A 22,193-nucleotide genomic window follows, 5' to 3' on the forward strand; every position below is an offset into this window, starting at 1 on the left:
CCATCATCTCCCACCCTGCGGGTTCGCGCTAGCGTCTCTGCAAGAGAAGCTAAAGCTACATCTCCACCACTCCCCACTTCTAAAAGCTTATGGACATCAATACCCAACAAATAAAAACTGATGTACTTGTCATTGGTGGCGGTACAGCCGGGACGATGGCTGGAATTAAAGCCAAACAAGCGAATCCAGATGCAGAGGTGCTGATCTTAGAAAAGGCTAACATCCGACGGAGTGGTGCGATCGCAATGGGTATGGATGGCGTGAATACCGCAGTCATTCCCGGACATTCCACCCCAGAACAATACGTGCGCGAAATCACCCTTGCTAACGATGGGATTGTCAACCAAAAAGCCGTTTATCAAACAGGTAAATTAGGTTACGAAGTCATCCAAGAACTAGAAAGTTGGGGTGTGAAATTTCAAAAAGATGCCCAAGGCAACTATGACTTAAAACAAGTGCATCGTGTGGGTAAATATGTCTTACCCATGCCAGAAGGAAAAGACCTCAAAACAATTCTCACTCGCCAAGTCAAACGCCACAAAGTCAAAGTTACAAATCGCGTCATGGCAACCCGCGTCTTAGTTAAAGAAGGACGTGCTATTGGTGCAGTCGGATTTGATGTCAGAAACGGCGATTATATTGTCATTCAAGCTAAAGCAGTCATTTTATGTACAGGTGCTTGCGGCAGATTAGGATTACCCGCTTCCGGTTATCTCTACGGCACTTATGAAAATCCTACTAATGCCGGGGATGGCTATTCAATGGCTTATCATGCAGGTGCAGAACTTAGTAATATTGAATGCTTTCAAGTTAATCCTTTAATCAAAGATTACAACGGTCCCGCCTGTGCCTACGTTGCTGGGCCTTTTGGCGCACATACAGCCAACGCCGAAGGAAATCGCTTCATTAGCTGCGACTATTGGAGTGGTCAAATGATGTTGGAAATCTGGAAAGAATTAAATTCTGGAAAAGGGCCAGTCCAACTGAAAATGACCCATCTTGATGAAGATACAATTGCTGAAATTGAATCTATACTGTGGGCAAATGAACGACCAAGTAGAGAACGCTTTCATCAAGGTAGAAATGAAGATTACCGCACCCACGGCATAGAGATGCACATTTCCGAAATTGGCTTATGTAGTGGTCATAGTGCCTCTGGTGTGTGGGTGAATGAAAACGCTCAAACAACCGTTCCAGGTTTATATGCAGCCGGAGACATGGCCAGTGTTCCTCATAATTATATGATTGGGGCATTTGTTTTCGGTCGTATAGCCGGAAGTCATGCCATTGAATATATTGAAGATTTAGATTTTATCGAACCAGATACAGATTTTTTAGAAGCTGAAAAAGCCAGAATTTATGCACCATTAACACGTCCCAATGGCGTACCTCATACTCAAGTTGAATTCAAATTAAGACGGTTAGTTAATGATTATCTGCAACCACCAAAATCAGGCAATAAAATTGAGATTGGTCTGAAACATTTTGTCCAATATCAACAAACATTAGATATAATGGGCGCTCGTGACCCCCATGAATTAATGCGTTCTTTGGAAGTTCATTTTATTCGAGACTGTGCAGAAATGGCAGCTAGAGCATCATTATATCGTCAAGAAACTCGTTGGGGACTTTATCATTACCGTTTAGATTATCCTGAGAAAAATGATGATGAGTGGTTTTGTCACGTCAATTTAAAAAAAGATGAATCAGGACAAATGATATTGTTTAAACGTCCTGTAGATCCTTACATAGTAGAAGTAGATAAAATCAAAGACATTTATGATGTAACTGTGAGGTAAAATATTCAACAATTAATTTATTCAGATGCTTAAAGCATTGACTTAGTAAAAAAAGATGCAACTAACTAATTTTGAAATACCCAAAGGATTTAGCAGTTTTGTAAGCAACTTAGGTATTAAAGATAATACTGATGATTTCGTTTTGGTTAAATCAGAAGTTCCATGTGTTGCTGATGGAGTCTTTACTCAAAGTCTATTTGCAGGGCCAAGTGTCACTATCAGCCGCCGAAATTTAACAGATGCTCAAGCGCAAGGCATTATAGTCATATCTAAAAATGCCAATGTTGCTAATGGTGCTATTGGCGTTGCTGATGCAGAAGAAATTATTCAACTTGTCGCAACTGAAACTGGGATAGCTGCTCAAGATATTGTTATAGCATCTACAGGTGTTATTGGAAGACGTTACCCCATAGAAAAAATCCGAGGTAGTTTATCAGGTATAGGTACAAAATTAACTACTGCCGATTTTGAAAAAGCAGCAGTTGGCATTATGACAACTGACACCGTACCTAAACTAGCTACGCGACAAATTGGCAATGCCAAGTTAATCGGAATTGCTAAAGGTGTTGGCATGATTGAGCCTAATATGGCTACGCTGTTAGCTTTCTTCTTCACCGATGCAGCCATTCCCAAAGATATACTTCCTGCTATTTTCCGACCTATTATAGATAAAACATTTAACTGCCTGAGTGTAGATACTGATACTTCTACAAGTGATTCTGCTGTAATTCTTGCCAATGGTTTAGCTGGTGAAGTTTCGCAACAAGAATTTACTCAAGCTTTGCAAGAAATCGCACATGAATTAGTGCTAAAAATCGCACAAGATGCAGAAGGTGCTACTAAAGTTATTGAAGTTACTGTAGATACTGCTATTGACTATGCACAAGCTAAACGAGTTGCCAAAGCAATTGTTAATTCCCCTTTGGTAAAAACTGCTATTTATGGAGCCGATCCCAACTGGGGAAGAGTCGCTATGGCTATAGGCAAATGCGAAGATGATAAAGAGATAAATCAAGAAAAAGTTGTAATTAAATTTGATTTTATCCAAGTTTATCCTGACACTTATTCTGAGGAAAAGTTAGAGCAACTACAAAAAATTATGTCCCAAGAAAAAGTAAATATTCATGTCAGTCTCAATATTGGCGAAGCTGCTGCAACTGTATGGGGATGTGACCTTTCAGAAGGTTATATTGATATTAATGGTAAATATTCAACTTAAAATAATATGTGTTATAAAAATAACAATGTCTATTTATAACTCAATTGGTAAACAATATTCAAAAACTCGCATTCCTGATATCCGCATTGTCAATCAACTAATTGATTTACTCAATTTACCCAAAGGTAGCATTATCGCTGATATTGGTGCCGGTACTGGTGGTTACAGTCTAGCCCTAGCTAACAAAGGATTTCTTGTTAATGCTATTGAACCTTCTTTAGTAATGCAAAAACAAGCAGTAGAACATCCGCAAGTTAAGTGGTTCACTGGCTATGCAGAAAATTTACCTTTACCAGATAAGTCTGTTGATGGCGTTATAAGTATCCTAGCAATTCATCACTTTACTCATCTTGAAAAAGCGTTTCAAGAAATGCAACGAGTTATTAGAGATGGGACAATAGTTTTGCTCAGTTTTGATATTAGGTTTGCTGAGAAAATATGGCTTTATGATTATTTCCCGTTTTTGTGGGAAGATGCTTTACGATTTTTACCACTTAACGAACAGATAAACTTAATTCAGAGTAATACTCAAAAGCATGTTGAAGTCATACCTCTTTTATTACCATACGATTTATCTGATTTATTCGCAGCAGCAGCCTGGAGACGACCAGAGTTATATCTTCAACCAGAAGTACGTGCTGGAATATCATCTTTTGCGTTAGGAAATCAAGATTTAATAAATAAAGGATTACAGTTATTGGCAGCAGATTTAAGTAGTGGTGCATGGGTAAATAAATATGGTGATGTTCGTAATTTAATGGAGATTGATTTGGGTTATCGTTTTATTCGCACAATGTTGAATAACTGAATAAATGTGATTTAAACTTATGCTAATTCAAATGACTATAGGTCAGACAATTAAAATTAGACAAGCTGAGATTAAAGATGTAGAGAGAATTGCTAGTCTTTGCGAACAACTTGAGTATTCTGTGACAAATCAACAAATAGAACAGCGCCTTACTAAAATTAAAAATAACGATGCTCATATTGTGTATGTTGCCACTCTAGAAGATGAATATGTAATTGGTTGGGCACACGCTCATATTTCAGAATTAATAATTATTCCTACCCAAGCAATCATTTTCGGTTTAGTGGTAGATAAAAATTATCGACATAATGGAGTTGGAAGGCTTTTAATGCAACAAGTTGAACAGTGGGCTAATCTGCTTGGCTGTGAAGGAGTCATACTCCGTTCTAATATTAAACGTAAAGAGGCTCACTTGTTTTATGAAAAAATTGGTTATACGAATATCAAGCAGTCGGTGACATTCTATAAAAAATTGCAGTCTCAAGAGTAAATAACTTAAAAAATGGTTACTGGAGTTATCCGTGGGAATGATTAGAATTTTTTGTTTAAAGTTAATTAATTGAATTAGGGAATAATAAATGTATGGCTTTAATCACACAAAGAATAGATGTTCCTGTCATCGTTGATGAATCGAAATGTTTAGAAAAATGTACAGCTTGTATTGAGGTTTGTCCTTTAGATGTGTTGGCGAAGAATCCAGAGACAGGCAAAGCTTACATGAAATATGATGAGTGCTGGTTTTGTCTACCTTGTGAAAAAGAATGTCCTACTAATGCAATTACAGTACAAATTCCCTTTTTATTACGTTAAAGATTCTCTGTAACTCTGTGCTTCTGTGGTAAAAATAATGAATGATGACCTCAAAGATTGGCTAGAAATGCTGCGATCGCCTGATGTAAATGATCGCTTAGTAGCTGTCAAAACGTTACAACATTTAGGCGATGATGACACAATAGATGCTTTAATTATCGCTTTAAAAGATGAAAATGTTACTGTCCAAAAAATAGCGATCGCTGCTCTTTGGGAAATTGCTAATCCCGTTGCCATACCTGCCTTAATTGAAAGCCTCGGTTCAGCAGATACAGATATTCGCACTGAAGCTGCATCAGCATTAAATGAGTTAGTTACACAAGATGAATTGTTACTTTTACTAGATAAACTCCAAAGTAATGATATAAATCTTCAATTAAATATTTTAGTACTTTTGCGGAAGATACATGATATTCAATCTTTACCCGAAATTTTACCATTTTTAGAATCAAAAAATCCTGAGTTAAGAGAAGCAGCCGTTACGACACTGCGATATATCAATCAACTAGAAAAATGTCCACAAGCTTTAAATTTAATCTTTGATGAGGAAGCAAGTGTACGTCGTGCTGCTGCTTTAACTTTAGAACATTTACAAGATGTAGAAGTGATTACAATACTTTCTCAAGCACTCACAAATGATAGTGATTGGCAAGTTCGCCGAAATGCAGCTAAATCTCTGGCGATTCATGCAAATAATCAAGCAATTTCAGCATTAGAAATAGCTTTAAGTGATGAACATTGGCAAGTGCGGAAATCAGCAGCACAAGCTTTGCAAAAAATTCCAGATATTCAAGTTATACCGAGATTAATTCAAGCATTAACAGATGAATATGCAGATGTCCGCAAAGAAGCTGCGATCGCACTTGGTAATTTAGCTCACCCTGATATTATTAACCCTCTGCAACAAGCCTTAGATGATCCTGACAAAGAAGTGTCCATCCAAGCGCAACGGGCAATTCATAAGATTCAAACAGCTAAAATAGTCTCAAGGGAGCAGTAAATAACTAAGGTAAAACGCAATGGGAAATCCATTTCCTGGAATGAACGCGTATTTGGAACAGCCTGAACTTTGGTATCAACTTCATAATCGTTTGATTGTAGCGATCGCTGACGATTTAACTCCTCAAATCGCGCCTAAATACAGAGTTTCCATAGAGGAGCGAGTTTACACTAGTGTAGATGATATCTTACTTGTGGGAATTGCTGATGTAGCCGTTGCCAATCGTAACACTACAGATACTAGCACCACTTTGACGGCTGCAAAACTTACCGAACCCAGTAAAGTGAAAGTTCCCATACCGGAACAAGTAAATGAAAGATTTTTAGAGGTGCGAGCAACTCAAAGTAAAGAAGTAGTTGCGGTGATAGAAATACTTTCCCCTAAAAATAAACGCTCCAAAGAAGGTAGAGCCGCTTACGAAAACAAACGACAAAAAATTTTAGCTTCTGCAACCAATTTGGTAGAAATTGATCTCTTAAGACAAGGAGAGTCAATGCCTGTTTTAGGAGCAACAGCCACAGATTATAGTATCTTGGTTAGTCGCAGCTACAACAGACCTGATGCAGATTTATATACTTTTGATTTAAAAAACCCAATTCCTGTTTTTCCTGTACCTTTGCGTGAGGGAGAACCTGAACCTATAGTTGACTTGCAAAGGTTATTAAATGAAGTTTACGAACGTGCTAGATTTGACTTGGCAATTGATTATTCACAACCTTTAAAGATAGCGCAATCGCCCGAAGAAGAAGCTTGGGTGAGAGAAGTTTTGCAGAGGATCTAAATCAGAGCGATCGCTTTTACTATATTGCAACTAGCAAATTTCTAATCCCTAAGCTTCTCTTAACCATGTCTAACCACCAATCGCCCTTTCAGCATCCAGAAGATCACGCAAAACCAGACACTAATTTATATCAGCAAGAAGTCGTCCAACTACTCAAACAGGTTATTGAACCTATTTTAAAAAATGACATCGTTAGTTTGGGAATGGTACGAAACTTACGCATAGTTGATGACTATATTTACTTGCGTTTATATGTTGGTTATCATCAGCACCAATTACAGCCAGAGATTGAATCTAAATTATCATCTCTATCTTGGTGTAAAAAAACTTATATTCAAATTTGTACAATTCCCGGTGTTAAAACAACTCTAGGCATTTCTAGTGGTAAAGGTGGTGTGGGGAAATCCACAACAGCCGTTAATATCGCCGCAGCTTTAAAATTACAAGGTGCAAAAGTAGGACTATTAGATGCTGATGTTTATGGGCCCAATATTCCCCAAATGTTGGGTTTAGGAAAAGCTGATATTCAAGTGATTAATACTCCCACAGGTGATAAGTTTTTACCTCTAGAAGCTCAAGGAATAAAAATAATGTCAGTGGGTTTACTTGCAGAAGCAAATCGCCCTTTGGCATGGCGAGGGCCTGTATTACACAAAATTATCACGCAATTTTTGCAAGATGTAGAATGGGGCGAATTAGATTATTTATTGATAGATTTACCTCCTGGTACAGGTGATGCTCAAATTACAATTATCCAAGAAAGCCCAATTTGTGGAGTCATTTTAGTGACAACTCCTCAACAAGTGGCTGTTGCAGATGTACGACGTAATATATATATGTTTCGCCAAGTGGGTGTTCCTGTGCTTGGCATCATTGAAAATATGAGTTATTTAATTTGCGGTGATTGTGGTTCACGCACACCGATTTTTGGTAGTGGTGGCGGCGAACAACTGGCCGCAGAATTACAAGCGCCTCTGTTGGGACAAATTCCCATTGATCCCCGCATTTGTAGCGGTGGAGATACTGGAAATCCGATCGCAATTAGTGAACAAGCTTCTCCAGCCAGTGAGGTTTTTAGAAAAATTGCAATATCACTTAATGCAACTTTTAAAAACCAGGCTGCGTAGATATTTCACAGCCTAGTTTAAAACTATCTAGCTTACGCCAGCACTGGTTGGGCTTCTAGTTTCTCAGCTTTCTGCTTGAGGACAGTCGGTAATTCACTGGTTAACGGCTCACCTTCAACCACTTGTGAACGGAAACCATCTGGCCCAACTGGAACATCACCTGTGATGGTAGTGCGATAGAGTACGCGCTCAACTTCTATATGATCCAAATCTTGTGGGGCTAAATGTGAGGTGGCGCGGTTGTCCCAGAATGCGATATCACCATTGTTCCAACGGAAGCGGGTGGTGTAAGCAGGTTTGGTAATTTGATTGAAGAACAACTCAAGTAATAGTTCGCTTTCTTGTGGTGACACGTCCAGAATGTGGGAAGTGAAGCCAGGATTGACGAACAATGCACGTTCACCTGTCTCTGGATGAACCCGCACGACTGGGTGAACAGAAACCAGTGGATTAGCTGCAATGCGCTGGGCGAGTTTGCTATTGCTTGGTATCCGTAACCGAGCATTGAACCGATTTTCTGCTTTTAATCCATCTGCCAACTTCCTTAGAGGTTCTGATAGACCCTCGTAGGCTGCAACTAGATTAGTCCACTGTGTATCACCGCCAATGTTGGGGACATTCACCGCACGTAAAATAGACCCTGCTGGTGGGTTAACAACTGCTGTCACATCGGTATGCCAACGGCTTTCGTAGCTGGAACGGCGCAGTCCATTGCGACGTTCGTAGCGACTGCGATCAATCGGCAGTATTTGTGAGAAGCCTTCGATTGGCTCATCCTCGTGGGGATGTGCATAAGTCACTTCGCCGAAACGAGATGTGAACGCAATCTGTGCAGCATGATCGATGTTCTGACCGCGAAAGAAGATAACTTTCCACTTCAACCATGCTTGCCGAATTTCGGCAACCGCTTCATCATGCAGAGGACGCGACAAGTCTACACCACTGATTTCTGCACCGATGAAACCAGCTACCGGTTTGACTTCAATATGCTTGTTGCTCATATAAATCTCCAGGGTTGTACCCAATATATAGCTGTGTTTGCACTCGTTCACTTCCTTCGTGTTGCAATCCAATACCAGCAATATCTCGAAGGAAGCGATCGTAGCCAAAATTATTATACTGCAACTTGATAGATTTACCGTATTTTATTTTAAATGGGACAAAAAGATCCCCAATTTTTTGAAAAAATCGGGGATCTGAGGCGAATGGCACTAAGAAAAGATACAGCCCTTGTTCTGACTGGTTCCCAGCCTGGAGGCTGGGAATCCATTCTGGGAGGCTCCGCCTCCAGTAGCTTGAATTGAGGCAGAGCCTCTTTTAAATACATTCCCAGCCTGGAGGCTGGGAACGAGACGACACAAGCTTTTGGGCTTTTCTTAGTGCCATTCGGATCTGAGGCTTTTAATATTTGCAAATCGAATTTAAATTACTGATACTGATTCGTGAATCCTGGTGGGAATGGCACTAAGAAAAGGGAAAATCGTTGAGGCAGCAAGGGTGCAGAGGAGCGGAGGTGCAGGGGAGAAAGAAGAAGTTTTAAGCATTGCGTTCGGATATTTAGAAACTCCCCCCTGCGCCCCTGCTCCTCTGCAATCCTTACGCTGCATACCCTTCAGCTTAACTTAGTGCCATTCAATCCTGGTGGTATCAGTGCATCTTCCAAATCAGCCCCTAGTAAGTTTGCACCTTGGATGTTGGCATTTGTGAGATTTGTTTTTTGTAAATCTGCCTTTTGTAAGTTTGCTCCTTGCAAATCAGCCCCTAACAAGTTTGCTGCTTCTAAATCTGCATCAAATAAGTTTGCACCTTGCAAATTTGCTCCAGCTAGGTTTGCTTTGCTTAAATCTACTCCCTGTAAATTAGCTGATGTTAAGTTTGTTCCTTGCAGATTCGCCTTTTCTAATTCGGCTTCTTGTAAATTTGCACCCGCTAAGTTAGCAGCTTGCAGATTTGCATTGTCTAATTGCGCTTCTACTAAGTTGCATCCAACACATTCATTGGTTATTAATAGACGTTGAACATTTGCAGCTACAGTGTTTACTGGCAATATTGTTGGAGGTATGACAGGAGAGGGAGACACTATTGGAGTTGACGTGGATTCTGTAGTTACTGGTGGTATTTCTGATTGAGCTAAAGCATAAGGCTGATCAAAAAGAGAAAATACCGTCATAAATACCATAAATACAGCAGTTAAAAGCCAAGAAGTTACTTTTTTCGAGTTTGTTTTTTTCATTGGTTTACTTTCCTTGAATTTAGTATCGGGTTTTGTTTTGTTTAATGTTGATTCTACTTTAATACTAATTAATCTTCAAAATCAAATGCTATTATTTTGCATAAACATAAATAAAAATGATGATTAGTTTTAGGTTAGTCATGCAAACTATAAATATGCGATCAAAATTAGTTTTGGAATAAATTATATATTTATTTTATTTGAAAAAATGGTCACCTTTATCAACTTCTAGTCTGTCTCGATTTACCCAACGATTAACGAACTCATTTTTATTTTTCTGCACTTTTACTTGCACTTGCTTAGAGCCTAATTTGACGACTTCGCCAGGAATTTTCTGGGTTTTTTCTGAGTCAGCACGAGCTTTATAAAGCCAGATAACTTTTTGCCCTACGAAATAGTCAGAATTTGCGCTTAAGTGTGATGTTACATCTGCCCAAGAGGGAGCAGCAATCGCTAAGTTAATTAAAAGAATTAAAGTCATTAAAGCTATTTTGAGAATTTTCATGTGTTTGATTTAAGCTTCTATCTAAAAAGCATTGCTAGATTAGGTACAAGTTGATAAGTTCCACTTTTAAACATGATGGATAATCCTAAGTATATTAATACAAATGGAAAGACTTTCCGACCATAGCGAGTCATAACAGAAGCCATGACAGGATTCCGGGTTAGGTTGTAAGAGACAAAGCACCACATTCCAATCGCTAAATAGCAAACACATAAAATGACTGCCAGACTAGGAACGTTACTGCTAGCAAATAGCGGAACATAGATACCGATATTATTTCCACCATTAGCAATGGTAACAGCAGAAACCCGATAGGTTTGACGATCTTTTAGCGTTGCTACTAATGATTTTTTCTGGCGTTTTTTTTTGGCTGAATTAGTAAAATTAACTGATACAGCTTGTAAAGTCTCTTCTTCCTCTTCTCTGCTCATTAGATGACTAATACCAATTATAATTGGGAGAATTCCTAGCAAACCAATCCATGCTTCTGGGAGAACTAAACCACCAAAAAAACCAGGAAGACTAGCAAACACTAGTGCAGTAAATCCTACAAATTCGCCAATAATAATATGCTTAGGACGAAAAGTATGATTCACTTTGCCAAAGAAAGCTGTCAAATATAAATTGTCATCAAATGTCGTTGCAAAAGCCGCAGATATTCCAATAAATAATGTACCAATTAGCCAAGCCATATTTTTTCTCCGCAACGATTTAACAAAATTCTTTTAGAAGATGGTTGAAGCGATCGCAATTAATTACAGATGTAATTTTGTCCTTCAACGGGTAAGCTTAGTAGCTTATGAACTTCATATTATGGGCTGGACAGGATAAGAGCAAATACTCTTTTTTGTTAAAATGATAAAATGAAGTTATTGAATAAAAAATAAAAAGCACCAGGCGTGAGAATTGCCTGGTGCAAGATGTAAATTACGGCTCAGATACCCGAATTCTTTAAGAAGTCGGGTATCTTGTTTTTCACAAATGATTTAGAACGGCTCGATCAGTTAAACACCAGGAGTATTGCCGCCATCAACCAGAATCTCCGCCCCAGTAATGGAAGAGGCAAGATCAGAAACTAAAAATAAAGCCAGTGCAGCAATCTCTTCTGGCTTAACGATTTTCCCTAGAGGTATTGCTTTTAATGATTCTGCCTTGATTTCTTCTACACTCACACCACGGATTTGAGCATTTTGCTCTGCTAAACGTTCGGCACGCTCTGTACCAGTTAGACCAGGTGAAATAGCGTTAATGCGAATATTATGTTGGGCTAACTCTTTAGAAATTCCTCGCGTGAAGTTCAATAAGGCAGCATTGGTTGTACCGCCTGGGAGGAAGGACGGACGAGGTGTGCGTCCTGCACCACCAATAATGTTGACAATTCGCCCATCATGCCGATTTTTTTGATGTGGGACAACGGCTCTAACTAATCGGATGTAGCCCAACAATTTCAGATTCCAAGCATCTAAAAAAGCATCATCACCCAACTCCAAGAAAGATCCTGCACGCGCTGAACCAGCATTGTTAATTAGGATATCAATCTGACCAAATTGTGCCAGGGTTGTAGAGACAACCTGATCAATACTTTCTGCTTGAGTGAGGTCGGCACTGACAGAAATCACTTTAGCGCCTGGAGTCGGTAAGGATTGGATATCGGCTACTGCTTTCTCTAGCTTTTCTTGATTACGAGCAGCAATCACTACATTCACACCTTCAGTGTAGAGAGCTTTAGCCGTGGCTAATCCAATACCTGCACTTCCACCTGTAACAATTGCTGTTTTACCTGATAGTTGTAGGTCTAAGCTCATAATGATTTACCTGTGTTGAAAATATTAATTGTTTGAATTTCAGACTCAAATCAAATTAGACTCAGCGCGAATTAATAATATTGCTGACTGAGAGCCTGTATTGTGGATATTCAAGATGCCTTGACTCTCACCAGATGTGCAGTCTAAAAGTATCTTGATTTCTGTATCACGCTTTTCTAAATCCACACTACAAATAATGGCAGTTATTTTTTTACCAGATAAACTTCCGATCCAAACATCAATATTAGACCTATCTCCAGCTTGAGTATCTTGCAAATATCCATAGTCCAAAGGGTAAATCAAGGATGGATATCTGGGGTGTGGGGTTCCTCTTGGACGCTCAATTTTAAGATTGCTAGTGGCTACTAGCCGATCTAGTTTGTGCCAGAATTCATTGCTGTCTGTCATTACCGAAGAAGAATTCAGGAGTCAGGAGCCAGAATTCAGAATTGAATTCTGTGCGACTGGTGGATGAATCATGGTAAGATAGCCCCCGACTTCAGTCGTGGAGGAGAAAAAAGTATTCCTTGCTTGAAACCCCTGACTTCAGACATGGGGTATTCTGACTCCTGAATTCTGACTTCTGACTCCTTTTCATAGTGCGAATAAAACATCAATAACGATTAGATATCGTGCTTTTACTTTCCACTGTTAAGAAAAGGTTGATTTTGCTGCTCTAGCAGTTTTGGTAATAATTTCATGTCATTAAATACGACAGATGCACCAACTGCTCTTAGTTTTTCTGGGTTAATCAGTTCTGCATAACCAAATACTGTCATACCTGCATTAACTCCAGCTGTGACACCTGTGGGTGTATCTTCAATAACGACACAATCCTTTGGGGAAAATCCCATTTTATCGGCTGCATATAAAAATACATCAGGATATGGTTTACTACGTGAAACTTCTGAAGCACTAAATATTTTATCTGAAAAGTAAGGAAGCAAATCTGTTACAAATAAAGCTTTTTGTATCCACTTAGGGCTACTATTTGAAGCAACACAACAAGGAAGATTGAGCTTACTCAAAACATCATGTATTCCCTGGACTGGATGCAAATCAGTCATGAAAGCTTGCATGGTTCGTTGCTCAAATTCAGTAGCAAAGTTCTCTGGTAGAGATTTGCCAAGCAAATTTCTAACTATTTCTAAACAGTGGGTCATTGATGCGCCAACAAAAATATCGAACACATCATCTAAAGTTAAAAATAGTCCTATTTCCTTGAGCATTTCCAACAAAATAGTATTTGCGATTCGCTCACTATCTATCAAAACACCATCACAATCAAAAATAACTAAATTAAATTTGTTCATGAATTTACTAAAAATTCAAAGTCAACAACAGCACGGATTAATTTACAAGCTTTAGTTTGATGCAGTTTCGTCGGAAAGAATAGTAATGATTTCGCTCAATGAGCGTTCGCGAAGCGTGTGCGAAGCACTCTCGCGGTTACGTTCTTCTGGTGTCTCTTTGCCTAACGATGTATCCTTCACCAAGCGGTAAACGTCGGCGGCTCCGTAAAAAGTCCGCTCAGTCAAACCTACCTCTTTAAAAGTTTCTGCAATCTCTTCCATTTCCCCTATCCAACGATGTGCTTTTGGTGTCATGGATGGAATAGAACGGGTGAGAATAGCAGCAAGTTCTGGTTGGCTACTAGATACTTCGTTCCATAGTTGCTCATCCAAACCTAAACGATGGGCAGCAATTAATAATTCTGTACTAATCGCTGTCAGTCCTTTGGTGAGGGCGGCGTAAGACATTTTCAATCCAGAAGCCTGACCAACTTCATCGCCAATCACTCGGATATCCAATCCATAATTCTGCAATTGTTGCAATTCATTGGCGTGTTTTCCTGACGCATAGATGCGCGTGCGACCGGGAACTCTAGGAGGTGGGCCAATGATGGAAGCATCTACAAAAGTTGCCCCAGATGATTCAATCAGTTGGGCAATACGCTTTACTTTTTGAGGTGCGTAGACGCTTTGCGGCTTGTCGTCAGACATCGCATTACCATCAACATAAAGAATCTGTTTCCCCACATTATTTATCACCTCAGCTACCTGCTTTGCTACCTCTGCGGCGGCGGCAGGAACTAAAACTGATAACACCAGATCAGATTCAATTACCAGTTGTGTGAGAGAACCTACATCTTGGATATTGGCTGCGGCAGCTAATTGCCGAGTTCTTGGACTACGATCGTCTAAGGCCGCAATGGTCTTCAATCCATTTTGATTGAGAACGGCTGCGATCGCCTGCCCCATGTCACCTGGACTTAAAATACCAACTGTTTGGATTTGCATGGAAAGCTTGATTGTTATCTGTATGAAGCTTTTAACTAAATACGCTGATTTTGGTGATTGAGTTATCCAAAAAGTACAGTAAATTGATAGAGTTATCGTACTTATCTAAATAGCAACTTATCACAAATCATTCCAAGGAAGCAAGCTACCTGATGACTCAAAAAGCAGATGTATTTCGATTTGTCCTAGCTTTCGTTGCTGGATTTGTGGCTGTGCTGGTATTTCACCAAGGCTTGCTGGCGTTGCTTCATGCAATTAACTTTGCACCCCGTGCGCCTTATCAAACCACACCGATACCGCCTTTTGGTATACCGCAATTTCTATCAGGTGCTTTCTGGGGAGGAATTTGGGGTTTAATTTGGGCTACTATTACACTGCGCTGGCAAGTTAATAGAAATTATTGGTTAACTGCGCTGCTTTTTGGCGCTGTTGCACCCACATTGGTGGCTTGGTTTGTAGTTGCACCATTGAAGGGTTTACCCATAGCCGGAGGTTGGAAGCTACCAGCGATGATTACAGCTTTATTAGTCAACGGTGCTTGGGGACTAGGAACAGCTTTATTGTTCAGTTGGTTTGCTAGAAGACAAGTATTGCAGTGAAAGCGACAATCAGACTAGCTACTGTAAACGACGCATCACAAATGCTGGCAATTTATGCACCAATTGTCCGCGAAACTACAATTTCCTTTGAGCTAGAACCGCCCAGTGAAACGGAGTTTCAAAAGCGGATCAACAGCTATCAACAGCAGATGCCTTGGCTTGTTTGCGAAATTAATGGTGAGGTTGTCGGCTACGCTTATGCTAGTCCTTATCGTACCCGTGCGGCTTATCAATGGTCTGTCGAAACTTCTGTGTACGTCAGTGCGGATTATCACAGAAAAGGAATTGCTAAAGCTTTATATACTTCTTTGTTTCAATTGCTGCGACTCCAAGGATTTTATAACGTTGTGGCCGCGATTGCTCTACCCAATCAACCAAGTTTAGCTATACATGAAGCTGTTGGTTTTACGCCTGTAGGTGTCCTATGTCGAGTTGGGTATAAATTTAGTCGGTGGCACGATGTAGGATATTGGCAATTATCTCTCCAATCAGAGCAATCTTTCTTGAATGATGGCGAATCTATAAATCCACCTCTTTCTGTATCAGAAATACAAAAATCGCCTTTGTGGGATGAAGCATTAACAACTGGACTGTTGCTACTTCGGGTTTAACTGATACAGCTTTTAAGACGTTAAATATCACGTTATTGAATTGGATAAAGCAATTTTTTTGGCAAGGTTAAATTAATGGAAAATTTTCTAAAACGCTCTGAAACCGAAATAGTTAAAAGCGAGATAGCAAAGCAAATTTATACAGTTTCACATCTAGTTGGGTCGTTTCAACTTCGCTCTGGACGAATATCAAACGAATACTTTGATAAGTATCAATTCGAGGCAGATCCAATTTTACTTAATGCTATTATTAAGCAGATGCTTACTCTTATTCCAAGCGATATCGAAGTACTTGCAGGTCTTGAACTGGGTGGCATTTCGATAGTGACACTATTATCACATTACTCTGGTTTACCTGCTGTATTCGTGAGAAAAGAGGCGAAAAAATATGGAACTTCTCGATTAGCTGAAGGTGTACAGATTAATAATCGGAAGGTACTGATTGTAGAAGATGTAGTAACTTCTGGTGGTCAAATCGTTATCTCAGCCAATCAACTGCGTCAACTTGGCGCTCAAATTGATTATGTACTCTGCGTGATTGACCGCGAGGAAGGTGCTATTGATAAACTCTTAGCAGAAGGGATTACACTGCTTTCTCTGCTCAAGCGGAGTGATTTTCCTAATTAATATTTAGGTCATATAAAAAGTGCTGTTGTTACTGTTACCGAAAAAAGAGTTATGACTCAAAATTTATGGACAGAAGTTGATCGTTACATCACTGATTTGCTTGTGCCTGCCGATCCCGTATTGGATGAGGCGCTTCAGGCTAGTAATACGGCTGGTTTACCACCACATAATGTTTCGCCGAACCAAGGTAAGCTGCTCATGCTATTAGCTTTAATCCATAAAGCACGCACTATTTTGGAGATTGGTACGTTAGGCGGCTACAGTACAATTTGGTTAGCCAGAGCATTGCCTGCTGACGGTCATTTGATCACCCTAGAGTCAAATCCCAAGCACGCCGAAATTGCCCGCGAGAATATTGCCCGCGCTAATCTAGCTCATCTTGTCGAGGTGCGTGTTGGCCAGGCAGTAGATACACTGCCGCAACTGGATAACGAGAAATACAATCCATTTGATTTGATTTTTATTGACGCAGACAAGTCCAGCAACCCAGAATATTTTGCGTGGGCGTTAAAGCTTTCCCACCAGGGTAGCCTGATAATTGCTGATAACGTTGTACGCAATGGATCTGTAATTGAGGTGAACAGCGATGATCCTAGTGTTCAAGGAGTACGTCGTTTTAATGAATTACTCGCATCTGAACCGCGTGTGAGTGCAACAGCCATCCAGACTGTAGGCAACAAAGGGTATGACGGTTTTGCGATCGCACTTGTGACATCTGACAATTAGCAACCTTCTCCAAACTCCTTAACTAAGCCGTAGTTTCAATAAATCTATTCAAACCGAAATATGTCAGACATTGCTGATTTTTCTGCTTCTCAACTGTTATCGCTATATCGCGATCGCCAATTGTCACCAGTTGCAGTCACCAAAGCAGCCCTAGAACGAATCAATACTTACAATAACTCAGTTAACGCCTTTGCGATCGTAGATGAAAAAACCGCCCTGGCTGAAGCCCAAGCCTCAGAAGTGCGTTGGCTAAATGGAAATCCCCTTGGCTTGGTGGATGGAATACCCTTTACTGCTAAAGATTTACTGTTAACCAAGGGTTTGCCAACGCGCCGAGGAAGTAAAGCAATTAACGTCAATCAACCTTGGGAAGAAGATGCACCTGCGGTAGCCCGTTTACGGGAACAGGGAGCAGTTTTATTAGGAAAAACCACAACCTCTGAATTTGGTTGGAAGGGTGTCACCGAAAGTCAAGTAACTGGTATCACTCGCAATCCCTGGAATTTAAACTTGACTCCTGGAGGAAGTAGTGGTGGGGCTGCTGTCGCTGCTGCATTGGGAATGGGAACACTGCATCTCGGTACAGATGGCGGCGGATCATCCAGAACACCGGCGGCGTTAACAGGTGTGTTTGGTTTCAAACCGACTTTTGGACGTGTGGCTGGCTATCCATCAGCCCATACAGGAAATTTGTTTCATGTTGGCGTTTTGGTTCGCACTGTCACTGATGCAGCCGTCGCATTAAATGTTATTGCCCATCCTGATGTGCGTGATTGGTATGCTTTACCAGATGATCGACAAGACTATACTTCTGATTTAGATAAAGGTGTAGCCAGATTGAGAATTGCTTACAGTCCTAACTTTGGCTACGCTGAAGTTGATTCAGAGGTAGCTGGTTTAGTTAAAGCCGCAGTAGATGTTTTTTCCAACCTCGGTGCGATTGTTGAAGAAGTCGATCCAGGTTTTGTAAATCCTCGCCCGATTTTTCAAACTTTTTGGCAAGCTGGCGCAGCTAAGTTATTACGTGGCTTTAGTCCAGAACAACAAGCTGTAATTGAAGAAGGTTTGCGGAGTATTGCTCAAATAGGCGATCGCCTCACTTTAGCAGAATATCTCAGCGCCCAAGATGCGCGGGAAGCTTTGGCAAGACAAATGCAAAGATTTCATCAAAACTATGATTTACTGATTACTCCCACCTTACCTGTAGTTGCTTTTCCTGTTGGACAAAATCGACCCCTGTCATATATTGACAATCCGCAACGAGATTGGTCGCCTTTTTCTTATCCTTTTAATCTCACACAACAACCTGCTGCATCTGTACCTTGTGGCTTCACCAAAAACGGCTTACCTGTAGGTATACAAATTGTCGCTGCCAAGTACAGAGATTTACTACTATTGCAAGCAGCTAAAGCTTATGAAACCGTTTCTCCTTTCATTATGCCTTCGGAAGTGAACACAAATTTTTCCCAGTAATTTCAGATGTACTACAAACGAAAAAGACTATGACTGAACTCGTCACAGGAGGGTGTCTTTGCGGCTATGTGCGATACGAGTATAAGGGAGAACTAGGAACCGCGAACTATTGCCATTGTCGAGATTGTAGAAAGACGACGGGTAGTGCTTTCAATATTGGAGTTCGCCTACAATCAGCCGCGCTGCGTATCGTAACAGGTAGAGTTAAGAGTTATACGAAAAATGGAGACAGTGGTAACAGCATCACTCGTGAATTCTGCCCAGAATGCGGTTCACCCCTGTTTACGAGAGCGCCAGCAAAGCCCCAATTCGTCTGGCTGAAAGCAGGAAGTCTGGACAATCCCCAGTTGGTTAAGCCGATGCATCAAATCTGGACTGATTCCGCAGTGCCTTGGGCTTATATTGATCCTGAACTACCTGGTTTTTTTCGAAATCGCCATAGCTAGTAGCGACTGTCTTAAAATGTTGAGTTCATCAGAGGGAAAAATAAAATTCAATTATGATCATTGATTATTTGAGCCAACAAATTAGACTAGACGCGCTACTACTGATCTGGTGACAAATTCTGGTTTTGACCACTTCTGGTGTAGGGGTATTAAAGCTTATCGAAAGTTAATTAATAGCTCAATCAGGGCTTCTATATCAATTAAAAAAGCATCGTGACCATAAATTGATTTCAGCAAACCTAGTTGAGCATTAGGAATTAAATCTGCTAATTCTTGTTGTTCTATTGGTGGATAAAGAATGTCAGAATCAATAGCAACAACTAAAGCAGGTTGTTTAATGCTTTGCAAAACAGATTTATAGTCTTGACCTTGAGCAATATCATGACTATCCATCGCTTGGGTGAGAGTGATGTAAGTATTGGGATCAAATCTCTCTACTAGCTTTTGACCATGATGTTGTAAGTAGCTAGCGATCGCAAATTGGTCAGCAGAAGCATCATACTGTCGTCCAAAACGATCTGTAAAGGTCTGCCAAGAACGATAAGCACTCATCGCCATCATCCGCGCTACAGCTAATCCTTGGTTTGGTGGCTGTTCTGGTGTGTAGTCACCCCCAAGCCAATTGGGATCGGCATAGATAGCTTGTCTTTGAGCTTCACTTAACCCAATACACCAAGCTGAATGTCTACCGGAAGTAGCGATAGGTGCGATCGCTTCCACGATTTCTGGATATAACAACGCCCATTCTAATACCTGCATCCCACCGAGTGACCCGCCAATGACTAGCTGTAAAGATTTAATTCCCAAATATTTAATCAGTGCAGCTTGTAAGTGAACCATATCCCGAATCGTAATCGCTGGAAATGATACACCGTAACGGATTCCTGTTTGGGGATTGATGCTAGTTGCTCCGGTAGTGCCATAACAACTTCCCAAAATATTGCTGCATACAATAAAATTGCGATCGCTATCCAGTGCTTTTTTTGAACCTAACAAACCTTCCCACCAGTCATCTGCATCAGCCGAACCAGTTAAAGCATGACAAATTAGCACTCCATTATCGCCTGCTAAGTTTAACTTTCCCCAAGTCCGATAAGCGACCTGAACCCCAGTTAAAACTTCACCTCCTTCTAACTCAAATGGCATCGGCAAATGATAATACTGAGTTTGTGGTGAAATGAAGTGCTGATAATTCATCTAGAACAGGGAATAGGGAATAGGGGAACTGACGAGGCATAAGAGAATAATGACCAATGACCAATGACTAATGACCAATGACTAATGACTAATGAATTGAAATGCTTGCTCAAAATCTTCTTTGATATCGTCGATGTGTTCAATACCCACTGATACACGCACCAAATCAGGTGTCACACCGGCGGAAATTTGTTCCGTATCACTTAGCTGTTGATGAGTTGTGGAAGCAGGATGAATCACGAGGGTTTTAGCATCGCCTACGTTTGCTAAATGACTTGCTAATTTGACATGATTAATAAAGGTTTTACCCGCTTCTAATCCGCCCTTGATACCAAAATTTAAGACACCGCCAAATCCGTGTCTGAGATATTTTTTGGCTCGTTCATGATAAGGGTGATGGGGAAGTCCTGGATAATTGACCCATGCTACTTGTGGTTGCTTTTCTAACCACTGGGCTAATTCTAAAGCGTTGCTCACATGGCGGTCTACACGTAAAGACAAAGTTTCTAATCCCTGTAATAACAGAAAGGCGTTAAATGGACTCAATGAGGGGCCAAAATCCCTTAACCCTTCTACTCTGGCACGGATAATGAAGGCAATATTACCAAATTGACTACCTACACCAAATACTTCTTGAAAAATCAGCCCATGATAACCGGGGGATGGTTCAGTAAAGACGGGAAATTTGCCATTACCCCAGTCAAATTTACCAGAATCGACAATTACGCCACCGATAGAAGTGCCGTGACCACCAATCCACTTAGTTGCAGATTCGACTACGATATCTGCACCGTGTTCAATTGGTCGAGCCAGATATCCGCCAGCCCCAAAGGTATTATCGACAATCAGGGGAATCCCATTTTCATGAGCAATTTGGGCTAAGGCAGCAAAGTCAGGAATATTGAATTGGGGATTGCCGATGGTTTCCACGTACAATGCTTTTGTGCGATCGTCGATCGCCTGACGAAATTTTTCTACCTCGTCTCCTTCGACAAATTTGACATTTATCCCTAAACGTGGTAGCGCAACTTTAAATTGGTTATAGGTTCCCCCATATAAAAAACTGGTGGAAACAATATTATCCCCAGCTTGTGCGATCGTACTTAAAGCCAAGAACTGCGCCGCCTGACCGCTAGAGGTAGCTAACGCTGCTACACCCCCCTCTAAAGCAGCAATTCGCTTTTCAAATACATCCGTTGTCGGATTCATGATCCGCGTGTAAATGTTGCCAAACTCTTGCAGAGCAAACAACCGCGCCCCATGATCCGCATCGTCGAAAACGTATGACGTTGTTTGATAAATCGGTACAGCGCGGGCATTAGTTCCTACAGATGGTTCTTGTCCCGCATGGACTTGCAATGTTTCAAAGCGATATTTTTCAGACATAAAGAATTACTGTAGTAAAAATATTTTGATAAACAGTCATAAGTCTATCGGCTTTTAGTATATTAACATTCCTGGGTCAAGTCCCCATCTGCTGAGTTATCCTTCTGAGGAGCATCTCATCTTTGCAAATATACCAGTCTCTTAGAAATCGCGGTTCATCTTGCACACAAAGGTTCGTATAGCGTCTCGCAGGAAAGTCCGTCTACGCGCAATACGGTTCGGATAAGGTTTTTTGATGACACGCCCTAGATCCAAAGACGCGATAAATCACCGTCTTTACAAGAATCAGTCCTTTGTAGAGACGGCGATTTATCGCGTCTCTTGCCTTAACCGAACTGTATTGGAAGGTATTCTTAGAAGTCTCTTAACTTGGCAGATGGAACAGAGGGCGCAGTTTAATACCAACAGCGGTTCCAAACAAAGCGCAAATAATCCAAACCCAACCATGTAGGCTAGTGGAAGCTATAGCACTGAAAAAAGCACTGACATTACACCCAAAGGCAGTAAATGCACCATAACCCATGAGCAATCCACCAATCACTGTGGCAATAACTTTTGATGAGGTAATTTGAGTTTGTAGTGTGAGTTTTCCTGCTAGGGCGGCGGCTAATAATGTTCTTCTTAAGCAAGCTAGCAAGAGCATCTCGTACAGAGCGTAATTACGAATTAATTAGAGGATGTTTTAAAAGTCGAAGCGAGTCAAAAATTATGCCAGTCGCCTGACCATAATCCGGATCATCG

At 40.7% G+C, this 22,193-nt stretch carries 26 protein-coding genes; 14 read left to right on the top strand and 12 right to left on the bottom strand.

Going from position 1 to position 22,193, the window contains the following annotated elements; translation table 11 throughout:
* Positions 1 to 89: 89 nt before the first annotated feature.
* From A4S05_RS05185 to A4S05_RS05220, 8 genes are all read left to right on the top strand, one after another.
* Positions 90 to 1,799 carry a fumarate reductase/succinate dehydrogenase flavoprotein subunit gene (locus tag A4S05_RS05185; protein WP_084226985.1) on the top strand — a complete coding sequence of 570 codons (1,710 nt, stop codon included), beginning with the start codon at positions 90 to 92 and terminating at the stop codon, positions 1,797 to 1,799.
* Between the two features lie 55 nt (positions 1,800 to 1,854).
* On the top strand, positions 1,855 to 3,018 hold the full coding sequence (gene argJ / locus A4S05_RS05190; protein WP_069068764.1) for a bifunctional glutamate N-acetyltransferase/amino-acid acetyltransferase ArgJ: 1,164 nt from the start codon (positions 1,855 to 1,857) through the stop codon (positions 3,016 to 3,018).
* A 25-nt stretch (positions 3,019 to 3,043) separates the two neighbouring features.
* Positions 3,044 to 3,826, top strand: a complete 783-nt coding sequence (locus tag A4S05_RS05195) for a class I SAM-dependent methyltransferase (protein WP_069068790.1) — start codon at positions 3,044 to 3,046, stop codon at positions 3,824 to 3,826.
* Between the two features lie 19 nt (positions 3,827 to 3,845).
* Positions 3,846 to 4,316 (top strand): GNAT family N-acetyltransferase, encoded by a 471-nt coding sequence (locus A4S05_RS05200; protein WP_069068765.1) that lies wholly within the window; start codon positions 3,846 to 3,848, stop codon positions 4,314 to 4,316.
* A gap of 92 nt (positions 4,317 to 4,408) precedes the next feature.
* On the top strand, positions 4,409 to 4,636 hold the full coding sequence (locus tag A4S05_RS05205) for a 4Fe-4S dicluster domain-containing protein (RefSeq protein WP_069068766.1): 228 nt from the start codon (positions 4,409 to 4,411) through the stop codon (positions 4,634 to 4,636).
* 37 nt (positions 4,637 to 4,673) lie between these two features.
* Entirely contained in the window at positions 4,674 to 5,636 is a 963-nt protein-coding gene (locus tag A4S05_RS05210) for a HEAT repeat domain-containing protein (RefSeq protein WP_069068767.1), read from the top strand.
* A 19-nt stretch (positions 5,637 to 5,655) separates the two neighbouring features.
* Positions 5,656 to 6,417 (top strand): DUF4058 family protein, encoded by a 762-nt coding sequence (locus tag A4S05_RS05215; RefSeq protein WP_069068768.1) that lies wholly within the window; start codon positions 5,656 to 5,658, stop codon positions 6,415 to 6,417.
* Between the two features lie 65 nt (positions 6,418 to 6,482).
* Positions 6,483 to 7,544, top strand: a complete 1,062-nt coding sequence (locus tag A4S05_RS05220) for an Mrp/NBP35 family ATP-binding protein (protein WP_069068769.1) — start codon at positions 6,483 to 6,485, stop codon at positions 7,542 to 7,544.
* A gap of 32 nt (positions 7,545 to 7,576) precedes the next feature.
* Here A4S05_RS05220 and A4S05_RS05225 read toward each other — a convergent pair whose 3' ends face one another.
* The 9 genes from A4S05_RS05225 to A4S05_RS05265 form a co-directional block, all read right to left on the bottom strand.
* Positions 7,577 to 8,545: a TauD/TfdA dioxygenase family protein gene (locus A4S05_RS05225; protein WP_069068770.1), complete on the bottom strand. Its 969-nt coding sequence runs from the start codon at positions 8,543 to 8,545 to the stop codon at positions 7,577 to 7,579.
* Positions 8,526 to 8,669, bottom strand: coding sequence for a hypothetical protein (locus tag A4S05_RS41360; RefSeq protein WP_176726920.1), 144 nt, complete (start codon positions 8,667 to 8,669; stop codon positions 8,526 to 8,528). The genes A4S05_RS05225 and A4S05_RS41360 overlap by 20 nt, the downstream gene beginning before the upstream one ends.
* Positions 8,670 to 9,156: 487 nt before the next feature.
* A complete protein-coding gene (locus A4S05_RS05235) occupies positions 9,157 to 9,777 on the bottom strand; it encodes a pentapeptide repeat-containing protein (protein ID WP_069068772.1) in 621 nt (206 codons plus the stop codon).
* A 196-nt stretch (positions 9,778 to 9,973) separates the two neighbouring features.
* Positions 9,974 to 10,282, bottom strand: a complete 309-nt coding sequence (locus tag A4S05_RS05240) for a hypothetical protein (RefSeq protein WP_069068773.1) — start codon at positions 10,280 to 10,282, stop codon at positions 9,974 to 9,976.
* A 17-nt stretch (positions 10,283 to 10,299) separates the two neighbouring features.
* Positions 10,300 to 10,974 carry a cadmium resistance transporter gene (locus A4S05_RS05245; protein WP_069068774.1) on the bottom strand — a complete coding sequence of 225 codons (675 nt, stop codon included), beginning with the start codon at positions 10,972 to 10,974 and terminating at the stop codon, positions 10,300 to 10,302.
* A 312-nt stretch (positions 10,975 to 11,286) separates the two neighbouring features.
* Complete coding sequence (locus A4S05_RS05250; protein WP_069068775.1) at positions 11,287 to 12,087, bottom strand: SDR family oxidoreductase; 801 nt, start codon at positions 12,085 to 12,087, stop codon at positions 11,287 to 11,289.
* Positions 12,088 to 12,132: 45 nt separating this feature from the next.
* Positions 12,133 to 12,495, bottom strand: a complete 363-nt coding sequence (locus tag A4S05_RS05255) for a hypothetical protein (protein ID WP_069068776.1) — start codon at positions 12,493 to 12,495, stop codon at positions 12,133 to 12,135.
* 230 nt (positions 12,496 to 12,725) lie between these two features.
* Positions 12,726 to 13,400: an HAD family hydrolase gene (locus A4S05_RS05260; RefSeq protein WP_069068777.1), complete on the bottom strand. Its 675-nt coding sequence runs from the start codon at positions 13,398 to 13,400 to the stop codon at positions 12,726 to 12,728.
* 51 nt (positions 13,401 to 13,451) lie between these two features.
* On the bottom strand, positions 13,452 to 14,387 hold the full coding sequence (locus A4S05_RS05265; protein WP_069068778.1) for an NAD(P)-dependent oxidoreductase: 936 nt from the start codon (positions 14,385 to 14,387) through the stop codon (positions 13,452 to 13,454).
* A gap of 152 nt (positions 14,388 to 14,539) precedes the next feature.
* Between A4S05_RS05265 and A4S05_RS05270 the strand changes: the two genes are divergently transcribed.
* The 6 genes from A4S05_RS05270 (at position 14,540) to A4S05_RS05295 (ending at position 18,869) form a co-directional block, all read left to right on the top strand.
* A complete protein-coding gene (locus A4S05_RS05270) occupies positions 14,540 to 14,986 on the top strand; it encodes a hypothetical protein (protein WP_069068779.1) in 447 nt (148 codons plus the stop codon).
* Positions 14,983 to 15,597 carry an arsinothricin resistance N-acetyltransferase ArsN1 family B gene (locus A4S05_RS05275; protein WP_084226986.1) on the top strand — a complete coding sequence of 205 codons (615 nt, stop codon included), beginning with the start codon at positions 14,983 to 14,985 and terminating at the stop codon, positions 15,595 to 15,597. Before A4S05_RS05270 ends, A4S05_RS05275 begins: the two co-directional genes overlap by 4 nt.
* A gap of 75 nt (positions 15,598 to 15,672) precedes the next feature.
* Positions 15,673 to 16,224 (top strand): orotate phosphoribosyltransferase, encoded by a 552-nt coding sequence (pyrE, locus tag A4S05_RS05280; protein WP_069068780.1) that lies wholly within the window; start codon positions 15,673 to 15,675, stop codon positions 16,222 to 16,224.
* Positions 16,225 to 16,275: 51 nt separating this feature from the next.
* Positions 16,276 to 16,950, top strand: a complete 675-nt coding sequence (locus A4S05_RS05285; RefSeq protein ID WP_069068781.1) for an O-methyltransferase — start codon at positions 16,276 to 16,278, stop codon at positions 16,948 to 16,950.
* A 60-nt stretch (positions 16,951 to 17,010) separates the two neighbouring features.
* The gene (locus A4S05_RS05290) at positions 17,011 to 18,423 is read left to right on the top strand and encodes an amidase (protein WP_069068782.1); all 1,413 of its coding nucleotides are present in this window, start codon (positions 17,011 to 17,013) and stop codon (positions 18,421 to 18,423) included.
* A 29-nt stretch (positions 18,424 to 18,452) separates the two neighbouring features.
* Complete coding sequence (locus A4S05_RS05295; protein WP_069068783.1) at positions 18,453 to 18,869, top strand: GFA family protein; 417 nt, start codon at positions 18,453 to 18,455, stop codon at positions 18,867 to 18,869.
* Positions 18,870 to 19,025: 156 nt separating this feature from the next.
* Here the strand turns inward: A4S05_RS05295 and metX are convergent, their stop codons facing one another.
* From metX to A4S05_RS05310, 3 genes are all read right to left on the bottom strand, one after another.
* Positions 19,026 to 20,066, bottom strand: coding sequence for a homoserine O-acetyltransferase MetX (metX, locus tag A4S05_RS05300; RefSeq protein WP_069068784.1), 1,041 nt, complete (start codon positions 20,064 to 20,066; stop codon positions 19,026 to 19,028).
* Positions 20,067 to 20,147: 81 nt separating this feature from the next.
* Complete coding sequence (locus tag A4S05_RS05305; protein WP_069068785.1) at positions 20,148 to 21,452, bottom strand: O-acetylhomoserine aminocarboxypropyltransferase/cysteine synthase family protein; 1,305 nt, start codon at positions 21,450 to 21,452, stop codon at positions 20,148 to 20,150.
* A 364-nt stretch (positions 21,453 to 21,816) separates the two neighbouring features.
* Positions 21,817 to 22,089 carry a YeeE/YedE thiosulfate transporter family protein gene (locus A4S05_RS05310; protein ID WP_256090832.1) on the bottom strand — a complete coding sequence of 91 codons (273 nt, stop codon included), beginning with the start codon at positions 22,087 to 22,089 and terminating at the stop codon, positions 21,817 to 21,819.
* Between the last annotated feature and the right edge of the window lie 104 nt (positions 22,090 to 22,193).

Source organism: Nostoc sp. KVJ20 (genome assembly GCF_001712795.1).
Lineage (GTDB): Bacteria > Cyanobacteriota > Cyanobacteriia > Cyanobacteriales > Nostocaceae > Nostoc.